15 protein-coding genes are annotated in these 17,019 nt (G+C 63.6%); 1 reads left to right on the top strand and 14 read right to left on the bottom strand.

Features of this window, described 5'->3' with window-relative positions; translation table 11 throughout:
* A partial coding sequence (locus LKX83_RS28685) for a YutD family protein (protein WP_227886271.1) occupies nt 1-537 on the bottom strand: 537 nt, incomplete at its 3' end.
* A gap of 42 nt (nt 538-579) precedes the next feature.
* Complete coding sequence (gene lipA, locus LKX83_RS28680; RefSeq protein ID WP_227886270.1) at nt 580-1,479, bottom strand: lipoyl synthase; 900 nt, start codon at nt 1,477-1,479, stop codon at nt 580-582.
* A gap of 99 nt (nt 1,480-1,578) precedes the next feature.
* On the opposite strand from lipA, the gene LKX83_RS28675 reads away from it, so the two are divergent.
* Nucleotides 1,579-2,637, top strand: coding sequence for a M23 family metallopeptidase (locus LKX83_RS28675; RefSeq protein WP_227886269.1), 1,059 nt, complete (start codon nt 1,579-1,581; stop codon nt 2,635-2,637).
* Between the two features lie 19 nt (nt 2,638-2,656).
* On the opposite strand, the gene rbsK is transcribed toward LKX83_RS28675, so the two are convergent.
* The 12 genes from rbsK to LKX83_RS28615 form a co-directional block, all read right to left on the bottom strand.
* On the bottom strand, nt 2,657-3,574 hold the full coding sequence (rbsK, locus tag LKX83_RS28670) for a ribokinase (protein WP_227886268.1): 918 nt from the start codon (nt 3,572-3,574) through the stop codon (nt 2,657-2,659).
* Nucleotides 3,575-3,841: 267 nt separating this feature from the next.
* Complete coding sequence (kduD, locus tag LKX83_RS28665; RefSeq protein WP_227886267.1) at nt 3,842-4,600, bottom strand: 2-dehydro-3-deoxy-D-gluconate 5-dehydrogenase KduD; 759 nt, start codon at nt 4,598-4,600, stop codon at nt 3,842-3,844.
* Nucleotides 4,584-5,345, bottom strand: coding sequence for a DeoR/GlpR family DNA-binding transcription regulator (locus tag LKX83_RS28660; RefSeq protein WP_227886266.1), 762 nt, complete (start codon nt 5,343-5,345; stop codon nt 4,584-4,586). The genes kduD and LKX83_RS28660 overlap by 17 nt, the downstream gene beginning before the upstream one ends.
* Before the next feature lie 46 nt (nt 5,346-5,391).
* Nucleotides 5,392-6,222: a 5-dehydro-4-deoxy-D-glucuronate isomerase gene (kduI, locus tag LKX83_RS28655; protein ID WP_227886265.1), complete on the bottom strand. Its 831-nt coding sequence runs from the start codon at nt 6,220-6,222 to the stop codon at nt 5,392-5,394.
* A gap of 1,021 nt (nt 6,223-7,243) precedes the next feature.
* Entirely contained in the window at nt 7,244-7,525 is a 282-nt protein-coding gene (locus LKX83_RS28650) for a HesB/YadR/YfhF family protein (RefSeq protein WP_227886264.1), read from the bottom strand.
* Nucleotides 7,526-7,672: 147 nt separating this feature from the next.
* Entirely contained in the window at nt 7,673-8,500 is an 828-nt protein-coding gene (locus tag LKX83_RS28645; RefSeq protein WP_227886263.1) for a helix-turn-helix domain-containing protein, read from the bottom strand.
* Between the two features lie 90 nt (nt 8,501-8,590).
* Nucleotides 8,591-9,613: a sporulation protein YunB gene (gene yunB / locus LKX83_RS28640; RefSeq protein WP_227886262.1), complete on the bottom strand. Its 1,023-nt coding sequence runs from the start codon at nt 9,611-9,613 to the stop codon at nt 8,591-8,593.
* Between the two features lie 107 nt (nt 9,614-9,720).
* Nucleotides 9,721-10,548 carry a hypothetical protein gene (locus tag LKX83_RS28635; RefSeq protein ID WP_227886261.1) on the bottom strand — a complete coding sequence of 276 codons (828 nt, stop codon included), beginning with the start codon at nt 10,546-10,548 and terminating at the stop codon, nt 9,721-9,723.
* A 71-nt stretch (nt 10,549-10,619) separates the two neighbouring features.
* Entirely contained in the window at nt 10,620-11,546 is a 927-nt protein-coding gene (locus tag LKX83_RS28630; protein WP_227886260.1) for an AEC family transporter, read from the bottom strand.
* Nucleotides 11,547-11,656: 110 nt separating this feature from the next.
* Nucleotides 11,657-12,868 (bottom strand): MFS transporter, encoded by a 1,212-nt coding sequence (locus LKX83_RS28625; protein ID WP_370639145.1) that lies wholly within the window; start codon nt 12,866-12,868, stop codon nt 11,657-11,659.
* A 216-nt stretch (nt 12,869-13,084) separates the two neighbouring features.
* Nucleotides 13,085-14,581, bottom strand: coding sequence for an ABC transporter substrate-binding protein (locus tag LKX83_RS28620; RefSeq protein WP_227886258.1), 1,497 nt, complete (start codon nt 14,579-14,581; stop codon nt 13,085-13,087).
* Between the two features lie 41 nt (nt 14,582-14,622).
* Nucleotides 14,623-17,001, bottom strand: coding sequence for a helix-turn-helix domain-containing protein (locus LKX83_RS28615; RefSeq protein WP_227886257.1), 2,379 nt, complete (start codon nt 16,999-17,001; stop codon nt 14,623-14,625).
* Nucleotides 17,002-17,019: the final 18 nt, after the last annotated feature.

The raw sequence follows: 17,019 nt of genomic DNA, 5'->3' as shown, positions 1-17,019 counted from the left end.
GGCACGGCGCTCCGCGCCCTCCGAGACGGCGCGCGCCACGGCCGATGGGCTCGTCCCGGGCACGCGACCGCCGGGACGCTCCTTCAGCGGCCAGCGGAGCAGGATGCCGTTCGGCGAAGCGGCAGCGGCCGCAGCCGCCGCGGCGGCCGGCGACAGCGGGGGCGCCGGCGCCGCATCGCCTTCCGCTCCTTCGCTCTGTTCCCCGGCCGGCGCCGCCGGCAGCTCCTCCAGCTTAATCCCGGCCCCTTCCGGGATCGTCGCCGGGTCGGCCTTCTCGAGCACGAAATAGGCGCAGCCGAAGTTGCAGTATTCGTTGATATAGTCGGCGAGGCTCGAGATGAGCGCCTCCCTGGACGCCTTCGGCTGCTGCTCGCGGAAGAATCCTCTCAGTCGAAGTTGACTGTAGCCCCAGTCGCCGACCACGTAATCGTAGCGTTCGAGCACTTCGCTGAATCGCTCCCGGAACGCCTCGGCGTTCCAGCCGCTTTTGTGGTCGTGCACGAGCTTGTATGCGTTTCCTCCGGCCCAGTAAATCACGAGAGGCCCTCCTTCCACCACGCCGTTTCCGGCTCCCTTAGATTAGGCCTTGCCTGCCGCGGTGGCGCCGGATGCGGCCGCGGACTTCACTTGCGCGTGCGCATGGTATGAGCTGCGCACCATCGGACCGGACTCGACATGCGAGAATCCGCGCGCGAGACCCTCCTGCTTGAGCTTGGCGAATTCGTCCGGGTGGACGTACCGCTCCACGGCCAGATGCGCGGGGCTGGGCTGCAGGTATTGGCCGAGCGTCAAAATATCGCAATCGATCGCGCGCAGGTCGTCCATCGCCTGCACGACTTCTTCGTAGATCTCCCCGACGCCGAGCATGATGCTCGATTTGGTGGGGATGTCCGGCTGCTGAAGCTTGGCTTGGCGCAGCAGCTCGATCGACCGCCGATACTTCGCCTTCGCCCGGACGCGGTCGGAGAGGCGCTCGACCGTCTCGATGTTGTGGTTCAAAATGTCGGGCTTGGCGTCCATGACGATGCGCAGCGCTTCCCAGTCGCCCTGGAAATCCGGGATCAAAACCTCTACGCTGCAGAACGGCAATCGCTTGCGGATCGCCTTGATCGTCGCGGCGAAGATCGAAGCCCCCCCGTCCTTCAGGTCGTCCCGCGCCACGGACGTGACCACGCAGTGCTGCAGGTTCATCTGCTCGGCGGCTTCGGCCACCCGGTCGGGCTCCTGCAGGTCGAGCTCGGTCGGAAGCCCCGTCTTGACCGCGCAGAAGCGGCAAGCGCGGGTACAGATGTCTCCCAAGATCATAAAGGTGGCCGTTCGGTTGGCCCAGCATTCGTATATGTTCGGGCACCTCGCCTCTTCACAGACGGTGTGCAGCTTCTTCGTGCTCATCATTTGCTTGATTTCCTGGTAGTTCTCCCCGGTCGTCAGCTTGATGCGAAGCCAGTCGGGTTTGGGCGTCTTGGCGCTAGTCTTCATACGTATTCCCCCGCTTTCTGTCCTTCATTATAACATGAATCACATAAAAACCAATGATTTGCAAACCCTAGCCGTATGCGAAAAAAGGAGGGGGAACGTATGCAGAAGCAACCTGGGAAAGCCCGCGGCCGGGGCCCGCTGCTCCGCCGGCTGGCCGCCGCCGCGACGCTGGCCGCCGTTCTGCTGGATGCCGCGAGCGCGTCGGCCGCCCCTCGCGCGGCGAAGAGCGAGGCGCCGCAGAACCCGTATCCGGCCCGGCGCGAGCTGTACGACCGGATCGGCCTGGCGACCGGGCTGGCTTGGTACGACCTCGCGGCCATCGACCAGTACGAGCGGACGATGTCCCGGGCGCATCCGCGAACCCGGCCGCTGCGCGAAGGCGCGGTCAGCGGCGTGTACATTCCGCCAGAGCGGTGGGCGGGACCGCTCAATCCGGACGAGAACGACAAGCAGCCGCTGTCGATCCGCGTCTTCCAGGGGATCGGTCAGGACGGCTCGGGCGACGGAAGGGCCGACCGGACGAACGACGCCGACCTGCTCTACGCCGTCGCCAGGCGCGTCATGGTGCAGGGAAGCACGCGCGACGACTTCGCCATCGGCGTGTGGGAATATTACCACAATACCCGGGCCGTTCAGCGCATCCAGCAATTTTCCAAGCTGTACCGGACCTTCGGCAAGCTCGACCTGGTCCAGCACGTCTTTCCGCTTCCGCAGGGGACCGTCTATGCCTATCGAAGCACGTGGGGCAACCGGCGGGGCTGGGGCGGCGCGCGCATTCATGAAGGCACGGACATCTTCGCCGGCTACGGCGTCCCCGTTCGCAGCACCTCCTACGGCGTCGTGGAGATCAAAGGCTGGAACCGGTACGGCGGCTGGCGGATCGGCATCCGCGACCTGGACAACCTCTATCACTACTACGCGCATCTGTCCGGCTTCGAGAAAAGCCTGAAGCCCGGCGACGTCGTCCGCCCGGGCCAGTTGATCGGATGGGTGGGCAGCTCGGGCTACGGCAAGCCGGGCACGCAAGGCAAATTCCCGCCTCATCTCCATTATGGGGTATACCGCGACCGCGGGCTCGTCGAGTGGGCATTCGATCCCTATCCGCTGCTGCGCAACTGGGAGCGCGCGGAGCAGCGCTCCCTGCGCGTGCACAGCTGAGCCGACCCGGCGGGGGCGGTCATTGGGACAGCAGATCCTCGATCTCTTCGCGCGACGGGATCGAGCTCTGGGCGCCTGCCCGAGTCACTGCGATCGCCGCGGCAGCCGCGCCAAACCGGAGCGCCTCCCGCGTCTCCAGGCCATCGGCGCGCGCCGTCGCGAAAGCGCCGATGAACGTATCGCCCGCCGCCGTCGTGTCGACCGGACGGACCCGAAAGGCCGGGGTCTCCCAAGCTTCGCCGCGATCGTTCGAATAGTAAGAGCCCTTGCCGCCCAGCGTGACGATGACTTGCCGGATACCGGCCTCCGTCAGCGCCCGGGCGGCTTTTGCCGCGCTCTCGATGCCGTCCACCGGAATGCCCGTCACCGTCTCCGCTTCGGTCTCGTTGACGACGAGCGTATCGATGAGCGGGTAGGCCTCCTGCGGGATCGGAGCTGCAGGCGCCGGGTTGTAGATGATCTTGGCGCCGATGTCACGGCATAGCGCCATAACCTGCCGGTTCGTCTCCCACGGGATTTCGTTCTGCAGGAGCACGAGATCGACCCCGTTCAGCTTGTCTCCGGCGACGTCTTCCGGGGTCAGCTTGCCGTTGCTCCCCGCGGACAGGATAATCTGGTTCTCCCCCGCCTCGGACACGGTAATGAACGCGAGCCCCGAGGTGCCCTCCTTCACGAGCACGCCATCTGCGTCCACGCCGCCCTCCCGCAGCGAGCCGGTCAGCGTCCCCCCGAACGGATCCTCGCCCACCGCGCCGATCATCCGGACCCGTCCGCCGGCGCGGGCCGCCGCGACAGCTTGGTTCGCTCCCTTGCCGCCCGGCTGGTACGCCGTCCCCCGGCCGTGGATCGTCTCGCCCGGCTGGGGAAAGTCCCGTATCTGGTTGACGATGTCCATGTTGATGCTGCCGACGACGGCAATTCGTCCTGTCGATGCCATATCGATATGCCCTCCGTTCCATCAAGTCTTCCATAGCCATTGTCCGGTTCCGGGCCGGTCTTGTCAATCCGGCGGGCGGCTCGCCCTGTTTCGAGCGCCGGGACTCTCGTTTCATGGCGGTTTGCGGTTTGCAGTCTGCGGGATGCCGTGCCTTGCCTGATGCTTCGCAAAACTTTGGCGGGAGGACGAGCAAAAGCCGCCCCGGCCGCCAGCGTCTTGCTGTGACAGCCGGAACGGCCCGATTCGGCGTCCGTTTCCGATATCCGATTAGCGCACCATCCAGCCGCCGTCGACGCAGAGGACGTGCCCGTTCATATAGTCCGAGGCGCGGGACGCCAGGAACACGGCGGGGCCCGCCAAATCCTCGTCGGCGCCCCAGCGGCCCGCCGGGATGCGCTCGAGAATTTGGCGGCTGCGGACGGGGTCGTTGCGCAGCGCCTCCGTGTTGTCCGTGCTCATATAGCCGGGGGCGATGGCGTTCACCTGAATGCCCTTCGGCGCCCACTCGTTGGCCAGCGCCTTCGTCAGGCCGGCGATTGCGTGTTTGCTAGCCGTGTAGCCCGGGACGTTGATGCCGCCCTGGAAGCTCAGCATGGACGCCACGTTGATGATCTTGCCCGCGCCTTGGGCGATCATCGTACGGCCGACCGTCTGGCTCAGGACGAATACCGCGTTCAGATTGACGTCGAGCACTTCTTGCCAATCGGCGTAGGCATGCTCGGCCGCCGGCGTGCGTCGGATGATGCCGGCGTTGTTGACCAGTATGTCGATTTTGCCGAAGGCGTCCAGCGCCGCGTCGGCGATGCCCGCGAGCCGGTCGCGGTCGCCGACGTCCGCCTGAACGGCAACGGCGCGTCTGCCTGCCGCCTCCACCCGGCGCTTCGTCTCCTCGGCCGGCGTGCGGTTCGTGACGAGCAGAACGTCGGCGCCCGCTTCGGCGAGGCCGACCGCGATGGCCTGTCCGAGGCCCCGGCCCGCGCCGGTCACGACGGCCGCGCGGCCCGTCAGATCAAAGAACTCTTTCAATGCGCGTCGCGCCTCCTTCTTCGTAGCGGCGGACGGACTCGTCGTCCAGCCCGCCGTCGGTGATGAACGTATGGATATCCTTCAGCTCGGCGAACGTGAGCAGCGCCGCGCGTCCGAACTTGCTGTGGTCCGCGACGCAGTAAATTTCCTTGGCGTTCGCGAGATACGCTTTTTTGAGCTCGATCAGCTCGCCCGTGAACACGGTCAGCCCGTATTTGTCGTGCACGCCGGTCGCGGAGAGGAACAGCTTTTGCACGTTCAGCTTCGCGAGCCAGTCGAGCGCCTCGTTGCCGATCAGCACGTTGCGCTGGCGGTAGCCGCCGGGCACGACGAGCCGGATCCGGTCTTTGCCGATCAGCTCCCGCATGATGTGCAGATCGTTCGTCAGCACCGTCAGCGGCTCGTTCGGCAGGCGCCGCGCGATCTCGAGCGTCGTGCTGCCGGCGTCGAGCGCGATGACGTCGTCCTGCCGGATGTAGCGCAGCGCGTGGACGGCGATCGCTTCTTTCTCGGAAAGATGCTTCGTATTCGGAATCTGCAGCGGCAGCAGCGGCTCCGCTTCCTCCGCGGGCGACACCGCGCCCCCGTGGGTCCGGACGAGCAGCCCTTTTTCCTCGAGCTTCTCGAGGTCCTCGCGGATGGTCTTCGGCGTGACCCCCATCCGTTCGCTGAGGTCCGAAACCTGGACGCTCCCCTTCTCCTGGAGCCTCTCCAATATCGCTTGGTGTCGTGCGGCGGCCAGCATCTTCCGTTTCCTCCCTATGCGCGTCCCGTTCGCGCGTCGTTGCTTTTTACTTTAACCGATCCATCGGGACGGCGTCCATGTCCTTGAACGTATAGTTCTCGCCGGCCATCGCCCAGATGAACGAATAATGGCGGGTACCTGCGCCGGAATGGATGGACCAGCTCGGCGAGATGACGGCCTGCTCGTTGGCGACGACCAGATGGCGGGTCTCCTCGGGCTGTCCCATCAAATGAAAGACGCGCGTGTCGTCCGTCAGATCGAAATAGAGATAAGCCTCCATCCGCCGGTCATGCAGGTGCGAGGGCATCGTGTTCCAGACGCTGCCGGTCTTGAGCTGGGTGATGCCCATCATGAGCTGGCAGCTCTGCACCCCGTCGGCATGGATGATCTGGTTCAGGTCGCGCTCGTTGGACGTCTCCAGAGACCCGAGATGGAGCGTGTTTGCTTCCTTGATCGAGACCTTGCGGGTCGGTATGGACGCATGGGCAAGCGCGGAGCAGAAGTACAGCTTCGCAGGCGCCGAGGCGTCTTTGCTGGCGAGCCGCACGTCGCGGACGCCTTTGCCCACGTACAAAGTGTCAAGCCGCTCAAGCGCGAAGCGCTCGCCGTCCACCGTAATTTCGGCGTCTCCGCCGATGTTGACGAAGCCGACCTCGCGGCGCTCCAGGAAATACTCGGTCTTCAGCGCGTCGGCCGCTTCGAGCGTCAGCGTCATCTCCACAGGCAGCGCGCCGCCGATGATCATACGGTCTTCGTGCGAATAGGTCATGCGGACGCGATCGGCTTCGAACAGCTTCTCGATCAAGTAATGCGCGCGCAGCTCTGCGGTGTCGTAGCGCTTGGCGTCGGACGGATGCGTGGCGTGCCGGATATCCATGGGGGAGCCTCCTCGTTTGTTTATGTTCGATTTCATCATAACACACATTAACGAACATTTACGAACATAATTTTTCAGCCAAGTAAACACGGCTCCGCCGTCTTCAAGGAAGATGGCGACACGTTTTTATCGGAGGCCCTATTAAAAGAGGGAGTCTCAAAGGTAAGTCTGTTCACAGGACAGACAGTTCTCCTCCATCCCTAAACGTGTGAATACGAAGGAATGGCGGTGTTTGGGGAGATGATCCCTGCGCCGCCGTTTCTCGCTTTCGATCCACTGCTTTCTTCTTCGACAAAAATGATGGGCAAGCGAAAACCATCCGACCTCCAAGCTTACCTTCGACAAGACGCGAAGCAGCAAACGCCGGAATCCGCTTTCCGTGTCACCTATCCCGCATCCAATGATATAGATGCAAATGTACATCTAATTTTGCTATATTCCCTGCTTAACGGTCACTTAGTTGCAAAAGTACAACTAAATCTCCGTTTTCTGCGTATAGGCCGGATTTACGATAAATTAGATGTACTTTTACAAGTAAACCGCTCCACCCTCCTGAAATGGCCCTAATTAGATGTACGAATGCAACTAATTGACTGAGCGACCCCGAACCGAGCGCAAACAAGGCCAATTGGCATACGCCAGAGTTGGGAACCATCGGCAGGAATCCGACGAATTTGCACCAAAACCCAACTGATTCATTCGAAACCAGCACGTAGAAGGCCACGCGTCCGAGGCAGCCGTCAGGAGTGGAAAGATCGTCAATTGATGTCAATTGAGCCGCATTGAAACTCGCGCTGCTGACTCTAGGGCCCCGTTACAACCTTATGAGGCAGCCTCTTCTAATTGGCAAGTAAAAACGGCTTCGCCGTCTTCAAGGAAGATGGCGGCACGTTTTTGTCGGAGACGGAACAGCGAAGGATAGGTGAACTTACTTTCTGATCCGTCGAAAATAGACGGACCCGCTCGCGGCGTCGGCCGCGAGACGGGTCCGCCGTCTTCGCACGTAGTTCTCGATATGCCGTTACTTCTCCCCGACCAAGAAAACGATGTCGCCTTCCTTGCAGTCGATGGTCAGCTTCTTCTGGTCCAAAAACCAGACGTCCTTGTTTTCCATGTAGAAGGTCATGCGCTCCGCGACGACCGTCGTCGCCGGGTCCATCGGATCGTCCAGCATGATGCCGAAGCCGTAAGGCTCCGTACCGCCGCTAATATAGCGGACGAAGATGCGAATGCGGTCTCCTTGACGGTATCCCCACTCTTGCTGAAAACAGGTAACGGCGGATGGCGAGACGCTCAGCTCCAAACCACACACCTCTTTTCCGGGATCGTAAAATGCCGGCTCGGGCCCGCTGCGGACCCGCCGGGAATCGGTTGCGCCTTCATTATAGCAGTCGGGCGGATGGCCCCACAACTGCAATCCCCATCGCGGATCGCGACTCATTCGTTCGGTTCAATGTCCATCCCGCCGGTAGGCGGACGGGCTGCTCCCGTAGGCGGCTTTGAACAGCGCAGCGAAGTGGTTGTAGTGGTTGAAGCCGACATCTCCGGCCACGTCCTCCGCGCGCCGGGTCGTGTGCCGGAGGAGCAGGGCAGCCTGCCGCAGGCGCATCCGGTTCAGCGTGTCGATGATCGAGGCGCCCGTCTGCTCCTTGAACAGATGGGACAGCCGGGAGGCCGACAGCCCGACCGCGCGCGCGAGCTCCTCGACTTGCAGCGGCTCCTTCATTCGGGCGGACAACAGATCCAGCGTCTCCGCGACGCGGGCATCCATGGGCGGCCGCGCCTGCTCCTGCTCGAGCAGGAGCAACATTTCCTGGAGGGCGTTCATCGCCAGCAGCTGGGCGTGCAGCCCGGATTGCCGGCTATCCTGCACGACGCGCCGGAAGGCGCGAAGAATGCGCTTGCGCAGCTGCGGATACGCCACGCTGCGCAAGACGAGCCCCTCGGACGCTTCGGGGAGTCCGTTCCAGCGGTACGCCATTTCCCCCGGTACGAAGTGGGCCCAAAGGAAGTTCCAGACCGCGCCGTCCGGCGTCCCGTAGCGGTGCGGAAATTCCCCTTTGACGATGGCGAGGTCTCCGGCGAACTGCCGCCTTTCGACGCCTCCGGCGACCTCGATGCCCCCCTCGCCGGCCAGCGTGTAGATCATGATCCAGTCGGCCATCCCCGCCGGCCGGCGCACCTCGTAGTCGTCGCGCTCCTCGAAGTGATCGGCGATGACCCGGCCGCTGCCGTCCCCGGACGGGCGGGCGGGATCCACGCGTTCGCGTCTGTCCATTTCGGCTCCGGTACGCTCCTTTGCGCGCCTTGATTCGCGCGCTATCCTTCTCCTCACGATAGCGGAGTCGTACGCCGTCCGCAAGCCCCTTTAACGGCCGGTGCCGGCGTTCGCCGAATCGGCCTCCCCGGACGAGCGGCCGTCGACCGCCTCGCCGTCCGTTTTCTCCCCGTGGGACCCGCCGCCGGCCGTGCCTCCCGGGGCAGCGCCGGCGCTTTGCGCCGCGTTCGGCAGCGCGAGCGCGGGCGCCTGGGAAGCGCCGCTGCCGACGGGATTGCCTTTTCCGTCGTAGTAATACATCGGCGTATCCCCGACGACGAGCAGATAGGAAAGCGGGATGTCGGTCTCGATCGTGTTCGGCTCCCGGTCGAACGGAATGACGATGGCGATGTCGGTCTTGATGTGGATATAAACCTCTACGAGCAGCATATTGATGCCCGCGCTGGATTGCCGGGTCCTCACTTCGGCCAGCACCGCGCTCATCGGATGGAAGCGGACAGACACCGCTGGCCCGAGCGAGGAAAGAAAAGGACTGTCGATCGCGTGGCCGAGCGGGATGCGCTCGTGGATCGCCTCCTGCGCCTTCAGGGCCGCATCGACGACCCGCACCGTCTCCGCGGTGATTTTCATTTGTTCCTTGTAGTCGATTAAAAACCCGGCCGTCTTGCCCGTCTCGTCCGTCTGCCAATGCACCATCTTGCTGCTGTCGGCGCCTGCGGCGATATTGTCGGTGATAGCCGTGTTGATCGCTTCGGTCGCCATTTGCGTGATTCTGACCTTGGCCAAAAACATGAGCGGCTGTCGCAAGTAGCGGTCGAGGAACAGAAACGACTGGATCGTGACAAACAGGCAGATGAGCGTCATGATCAGCCAAAAGTGCCGGCGGCGCATCCGCCGTCGCGGCCGGGTCACCCACCCTTGGGAGGGCGGCGGGCCGCCGACTCTTACCGTCTTCCGATTCCGGCCGCCCGCCACAAAGCCCCTGCTCTTCGGCGCATGCGGGCCGCCCATCCGCAGCCGCGGCCCCCACGCTCTCGGCCGCGGGCCCCAACTCTTCGGCGGGGCCGTCCATTTCCAGTTAAACAACGATGGCCGTCCCCATCTTCTCCGCATGGCTAACCTCCCGCGCTGTCGCCTTGTTCGCAAGTAAACCATGCTCATACCTATGCGAAAATGGGACAAAAAAGAAGACGCCCCGCCTGCCAGGCGGAGCGCCGTCCCTACATCCGCGGCAAAAAGCCGACGATTTCGTCTGTCTCGGCATCGATAATCGTCACGTGCGGGCCGAGGAGCGCATCCATTTCCGTATGGAAGGTGACGGAGACGAGCGGCTTTCCTTCGAGCGACGCGGTCTTTTCCGCCTTCGCTTGCCCCTTCGGATCCGGCGCGATGAGCCACTCGGTCGAATCCGTATACGGCTCGACCGCTGCCTCCCGCCAGTCCTCCGTCACTTGCCGTCGCTCGGTGTCGCTCAAGACGTCCCATGCCATCTTCCGGTAGGCGGCCGCTTTGTCGGTATCCACCGCCGGCTTGCCTTCGACCTCCAGGAAGTACGGGACCCTGCCTTCCGGCCATTCCGCGTTCACGACGTACAGCCGTTTGCCCGCCGCCGCCGCAAAGCCGCCGTCCCGGATTTCCACCGACTCGGCCAGCTCTCCCCCGCGATCTATCGAGAGCTGCAGCGAAGTCGGCGCCCGATCGAACGCCAGCTTTACGATCTCGCCCGCCTGCACGGCAACGGACGCGCCCGCCTCCGCCAGCTTCGGCGGATAGGGCATATCCGCGCATACCCCGCGCCCCTCCGAACTCCAGCAATAGCTGCCAAGCGGCGCTTCGAACGTAGCGGCGCCCGCCGTCACCCGCAGCGGCGGCGGCTGCGGAAAGTCCTCTTCCGCCTTCGCCTCCGGCAGCGGCTCGCCGGACGAAGAGGAGGCAGGTGGCTGCGCCCCCGTCTTCGTCCCCTGTTCCCCGCAGCCGGCCAGTCCGACGATCGCCAGCAGCAGGAGCAGAGCCGCCAAAGCGGCGGCGCCTTTTCTTCGCAAACGCATGCGGATCCCCCTCATTTTCCCAGCTTTACATTCTGGACGCGAGAGGAGGACGAAAGGTTGCAGCCGGCGCGTCAGATCCCGAGCAGCGCGATGACGACCGCGACCGTCACGGTGCTGAGCACGGTCGAGACGAATACCGCCTGGGATGCGAATTCGGGCTCGTTGTCGAACTCGACGGCGAGCAGCACGCTGCTGAGCGAGGTCGGCACGGCGGACGAGACGATCAGGGCGGCCGCCATGAGGCCGTCCATCCCCATCAGCGTGACGGTCGCCCAGGCCAGCAGCGGGCCGCCGACGAGACGCAGCAGGACGGCGGTACCGACGTCTGCAAGCATCGCGCGCCGGATCGTCCACGACATGCTGCCGAGCTGGACGCCCAAGGTGATGAGCGCCGTGCCGATAAAGGCGTTCGACAAGTACTCCACGGCCGTCCCGGCCGAATCCGGCAGCGGCACGCCGAAATACCGCATCACCAGCGCGATCGGAATAACGTAGATGACCGGCATCGACAGGATGACGCGGCGGATTTCCCGCCAGTCGGCCTTGTGCGCGTTGACGTTGTAGACGCCGTACGTATTGGGGATGAGCGACTGCATCATCATGATGAGCACTTGGACCGAAAGCGTGTACGGATTGTTGGCGAAGGCCAACTGGTTCAGCGGAATGCCGTAATTGGCGCTGTTGTAGAACAGCACGCTGTTGCGCATCGCGCTGCGCATCCCGGGACCGTACCGCCTAAGGCGCACGGCCGCTTCGACCATGCCGTACTGCAATGCCATGAAGAGGACGAAAAAGAGGATCACTTGACCGAACAGCTGCAGCGAGATCGCGGTTCCGTACAGGAGCTTGAACATGATAGCCGGCGAAAACAAGTAGAAGTTCAGCTTGGACAGCGTCCGGATATCCAGATTGAAGCTGCGCTGGAGCACGATGCCAATGCCGATCAAGAGGGAGATGGGCAGGACGTTGTCGCGCAAAATGGTCAGAAAAATGGTCATGAGGACTCCCATCCCGGACAGTGTGAAATCGCTAGCGTCAATGCCCTATTATAGCATCGAATCGCATCCGCGAGAGATGCGATTCGTTGCGCCGCTAATGCGCGGAAGCGTCAGACGGCGGTCCCGGACGATGCCTCCACCCGGCGGTCCAGCCCGCGCTGGCGAAAGAGAAGGACGGCGGACAGGAGCAGGATGGCGCCGTTAACGACGAAAATCCAGCGGATCGGGATCCACCCGGCGAGCGCGCCGCCGACCATCGGTCCGAGCATCGTCGCGAGCTGCGTGGAGGACTGGCTGAGGCTGAACGCCCGTCCGCGGAACGCCGGCTCGGTAACGCGCACGATCATCGCGTTCAGCGCCGGGTAGACGCCCGCGAAGAACAAGCCGTAGACGAAGCGGAGCGCGCCGAACTCGGCATAGTGGCCCACGAAAAATTGCAGCAAGTTGCCGAGGCCGCCGCCTAGCAGCCCGATGATCAGCACTTTCATAAAACCGAAGCGCTGCCCGAAGCGTCCCCACTGCGGCGCCGCGATGAGCGTGGCGATCCCGACGGCCGAGAAAATAATGCCGGACTGCAAGGACGCGTCGTGCTGGCTGCCGCCGATCTCCAGGACGTAGACGGTCAGCAGCGGCTCCAGGATCATCACCGAAAAGCTGCTGATCCCGACCAGGAGAAGCAGGTTGACGAACGTGCGGTTATGAAGCGCGTGCTTCAGATCGTCGCGGATGCTGGACCGTTTGCCCGAACGATTGAACTTGTCCTCGCGGACCAGAAAGGTGGCGATCAGCGCCGCCACGAGCACCACCCCGCCCGAAAAGAGAAACGCCTCCCGGTTGCCTATCAGGTGGCTCACGAAACCGCCGACGAGCGGGCCGAGAATGCTGCCCGTGGCGCCGGACGTCGCCATGACGCCGAGCGCGTAGCCCGACTTTTCCTCCGGCGTGTTGGTCGCCACGAGCGCGATCGAGGCGGGAACGTAGCCGGCCAACAGACCCTGAAACACGCGGAGGACGAGAAACAGGTACGGATCGTGCACGAAATAGGTAAGGACGTACAGCGCGGCCAGGCTGTATCCGGAGCGGATAAGCATCGGCTTGCGTCCATACTTGTCGGCGAGCGAGCCCCAGTAGGGCGCGATCAGCGCGCTGGCGAGAAACGTGATGCCGAACGCGAAGCCGGACCACAGCTCGAGATGGGTGGAGACACCGAGATCGTGACGGAGAAACAGCGGGATGAACGGAATGGAGATGGAGTAAGCCGTGCTGCAAAAAAAGACGCCCAGCCACAAGACGTACAAGTTCTTTTTCCAGGAAAATGACACCCGTCTACCTCCTCTGGCTGTCGTGCCCTTCCCGCGAGCAAGCAAAAAACGGCTTCGCCGTCCTCATGAAAGAGGGCGAACCCGCGCTTGCCGGGGAGAATGAAAGCGAGAGGCGGCATCGCGCAGCCTCTCAACAAAAGATGACCCCTCGTCGAGGAGTCCGTTCTTTTGCCATTATAGCATATCTGGAGGGCAGGCCCTACGGTTCTTGCCGAATTAGGCGCGGGAAGCCGCCCATTGATCGAGCTGCCGCTGCGCCTCGGCGATCAGTCGGTCGATGCCCGCCTGCCGCAATTCGCGATTCAGCGCGGGGAGCGCTTCGTCGGGATCGACCGCCCCCGTAACCAGCCCGGCCCGGTGCTTGCCCATCACCGAGGCGCACCGCGCCAGCTCTTCCCGGACGTCGGACGGATCGAAATGAAAGCCGAGCAGCGGGGAGCGCGGCGCCTCGGCGTTGCGCGCCGGTCCGGCCTGCAGCCAGGCCTTCTCCCGATGGGCACGGGGGAGCGCGCGAAAGGGGTTGCCGAACCGCCAGCCCGCATCCGCATGGTAGCCGCTATCCGCGATCGGCTCGGCGTAGTCGCCGTCAACCAGATTGTAGTGCACGCCCTCGATACCGTAGCTCATCAGGCTGTACAACTGCGGATCGGAATAGAGCAAATTGCACAGCATGAGCGCCCGCGCCGGATCCGCCGAGCTTTGGGGAATGGCCGTCAGCGAGCTGCCGATCGATTCGTTACCGATTTTTGCCGGGCCGGCGATCGGCTGAATTACGTATCGACTGTCGGCGTCGTCCGACCAATCGGAAGCCGGCGTCGCGATATACCGATCTGCGGCGACATCCGCCGCATCGTCGACGATCGTCGGCGCGTCCTTGCGGATCCACCCTTTGTCGTACCACTCGTGCATCAGCTGCAAATAGCGGACATACGACGGCTGTCCGTACAGATTGACGGCCCGAAGGCGTCCGTCCTCTTCCGTCGCGACGGCCGGATTGCCCTCGCCCAGCGATTCGATGCCCAGCGCCGCTTCGTATGCGGACGGGTAATCGGCTGACGCGTCGGCTCGAAATCCGAACTTTTGAGCGCCTTCGTAAGACATCGCCTTGTCCAGAAAAGGGGTCAGATCGCCCAAGTCGCGGATGTTCAGCGCCTGGAGATCGAACATATCGGCCATCTCCCTGGATACCCGAATCGCCGGCTTCTTCGTCCAAAGCTGCACGTTGACGATCCCGTACAACCGGCCATCCACGCGGGCGGCATCCCAAGCGTAATCCGGGACCTGCTCCCGAATGCCCGATCCGTATCGGGAGAGCAGATTCGTCAGATCCCGAAGCTCGCCCGCGCGCGCGTGCGCGGCAAAATCGTCCTTCCGGTACGAGAGGAAAACGAGATCGGCCTTCGCTCCGGAAGCCAAAACGGCTTCGAGCTCGTCCGCGTAATGCGCCTCGTCGATCCATGTCAGATCGACGGTCGCGTTGATTTTCGTACGCAGGATCCGGTTCATCTCGTCCAGCACGCGGCGCCCGTCCGCTTGCGGATGTCCGGGCAAATACCATTTGATCACGTACGGAGGGAGCCGGACCGCCGCGGACGAGCCGGACGGCGCGCCTTGCCTCGGCTCCTCGTCCGCGCCGCATCCCGCGATCAGCAGCAGGCCGGCGATCGCCGCAGTCCCTAGAACATGTGCTCCCGCCCGCATCCGCCGCTTCATCCTCGATCCCTCCCCCGCTTCCGTTCTTGCTTTCCGTGCCGTCAGGGCGTGAGACGCTTGCCCGCGAGCTGCGAGACATAGTCCCGCGGACCGAAGCCGTACCGGGCTTCGAACTGCCGGTGGAAATGTCCGACGTTCGTCCAGCCGGTCAGCCGTACGATCTCCTCCAGTTCAAGCTTCGTATTTTCCATCAGCTCCACGGCTTTGTCGATCCGTACGTGATGGATGTATGCCGGAATGGCCATGCCGTAGCTCGACTCGAACAGAAGATTCGCGAAGGGCACCGTCCGATCGAATGCGGCCGCGATCTGGGCTACGCCGAGATTCGGATCGGCATGTCGGTCGAGGATGTATCGCCGGATCGACTCTGCGAGCGCCGTCTCCTCGTCGCTGGGAAGAACCGCCGCTTCGAACGTCTCATTGACGGCTTCGATCAGCCGCTGCCGGAATTCTTCCATCGTCTCCTGCTCGAACAGGCGGCGGCTGTCGAACAGCTCGTCAATCTGCGGAGCGCGCAGCGGGATCGTGTCCGCCTCATAGAGCGCGTGCTTCAGACTGTTGACCAGATGCAGGAGCAGATAACGCATGTCGTGATACGCCATCTCGGAGACGAGCCGCAGAAGCACATCGAGCTGTTCGCCCGCCGGACGCAGGTCTCCCCGGATCAGCAGGCCGATGAACTTCCGCTCGATCTGGAAGACCGCGTCGACCGAAAGCGGCACGACGCGGCGCGAAACGTCGGCGGGCACGAGGAAGGCACGCTTGCCTTGGACAAACCGGTAATGCGAGATCTGCTCGGCTTCATGGCAAGCCGTCGGCGCTTGACCGACATCCTGGACGAGGCTGCTGCAGGCGACGGTGACCGATACCTTGAACCGCCGCATCAGGTGCTGTTGGGCTTCCCGAATGCGCGCGCCCAGCCGCTCTGCGTCCGCATCGGCCTCCTCCTTGTTCCGGGAAAAAGCGACGATCAACGCCGTCCGGTCGTCGCCCAGATCGACCGCCTCGACCGCGAATTCGCGGGAGACGATCTCGGTCGCGGCTTGTCCGACTACGAAACGCATCGCGTTCAGCTCGTCCGGCTGCATGCGGCGAGCCTGGCTGGCATAGTCGTCGATCCGCAGCAGACAGACGAGAATCGGCGCCTGCGGCGTCAACCGCAAATCGTATTGCCGTCTCGCGCGCGCCAGCTCGTCCTCCGTGACGGCGCTGCCGCTTTCCAGCAGCCGGCGCAGGAAATATCGCTTCATGACGCTCCGGCTCGACAGCCGTTCCCTCATAAGCGCCCGGATGTCTTCGCCGGCTTCCTCCAGGACGCGGAGAAACCCGGCGGCGTCCGCCGGTTCCGGTCCGGCGCCCTTCGCTTTCTGCTGCCCCTCGGGTGGAAGCCGGTCCATCAGCGGACCCGGCGGCTGCAGCACCTTGCGGGCGAGAAGCCGATAAGCAAACGAGAGCGCGGCGAGCAGCGCTGCCGTTCCGACGATCGCGCCGGTTCGCACCGCGTGCAGAGCCGGAGGCTCCGGCTCTGCATATGCGGCATACAGCAGCACCCACCCGGTACCCGGGTCGGCGGCGGCGACGCGATAGGTTTCCCCGTTCGCGCGGACGGTGAAGGTGCCGACGTGCGCCGACGTCTCCGCCGAGCTGGAGGACGCGGCGGCCTCATAGCGAGCCTGCACGGCCCGGCCCACCTGTTCCCCCGCTTCGTCCGCGGAGGCGGACAACGGCACGAAGCGACTGCGAGCATCGTAGACGAATACGCGATCTTGGCGACCACCCGCTTCCTCGTCCGCGTCGTCCCGGAAGCCGGGCAGCGCGTCCAGCCGTACGTTTAGGATGACCGCGCCTCCTGCGTTGCGCCCGCCCGTGCTATCCTTCATCAAATAGGTGAGGACACGCGCTGCCGTCGCATCCGATCCTCCGCCGTCCACCGGGTTCCAAACCCGGATGATCGGCTGGAGAACGGGCAGCTCATCATCCGAGGACATCAGCTTGTCCCATTCGCGATCGCGGTCGTTCAGCCTGCCCGACGTCGAATAATATTGCGCTTTCAAAGGATTGTAGATCCAAATCGATTGAATCTCGGGATGGCTCTTCAGATAGGTCGCGTTCAACGCATTCAGCACGCCGAGCCGTTCATAGTCTTCTTCTCCGGTTAAGTACATCAGCGCGCGCACGTCGTTGTCGGCGTAGAGCATCACGCACAGCCGTTTCATCGCCTGGTCGAGGGAACCGAGCTGCGCTTGCCACTGGGCGGCCATCTTGCGGCTTCCGGCGGCTTCCCCGTCCGCGATCCGATCCCGGACGTAGCCGCAGACGAGGGTGGTCCCGATTCCGGCCGTCAGGACAAGGGCCGCGGCGAACCCGAAAATAATCTGGACCAAAGTATTCCGGGAACGCATCCAACGCTTGAAAAACATGATGATCACCCTCGTGCG

This window comes from Cohnella baijiui, assembly GCF_020731285.1.
Taxonomy (GTDB): domain Bacteria; phylum Bacillota; class Bacilli; order Paenibacillales; family Paenibacillaceae; genus Cohnella.
The sequence above is the reverse complement of the archived record's forward strand: the minus strand, read 5'-3'. Positions and strand labels throughout refer to the sequence as shown.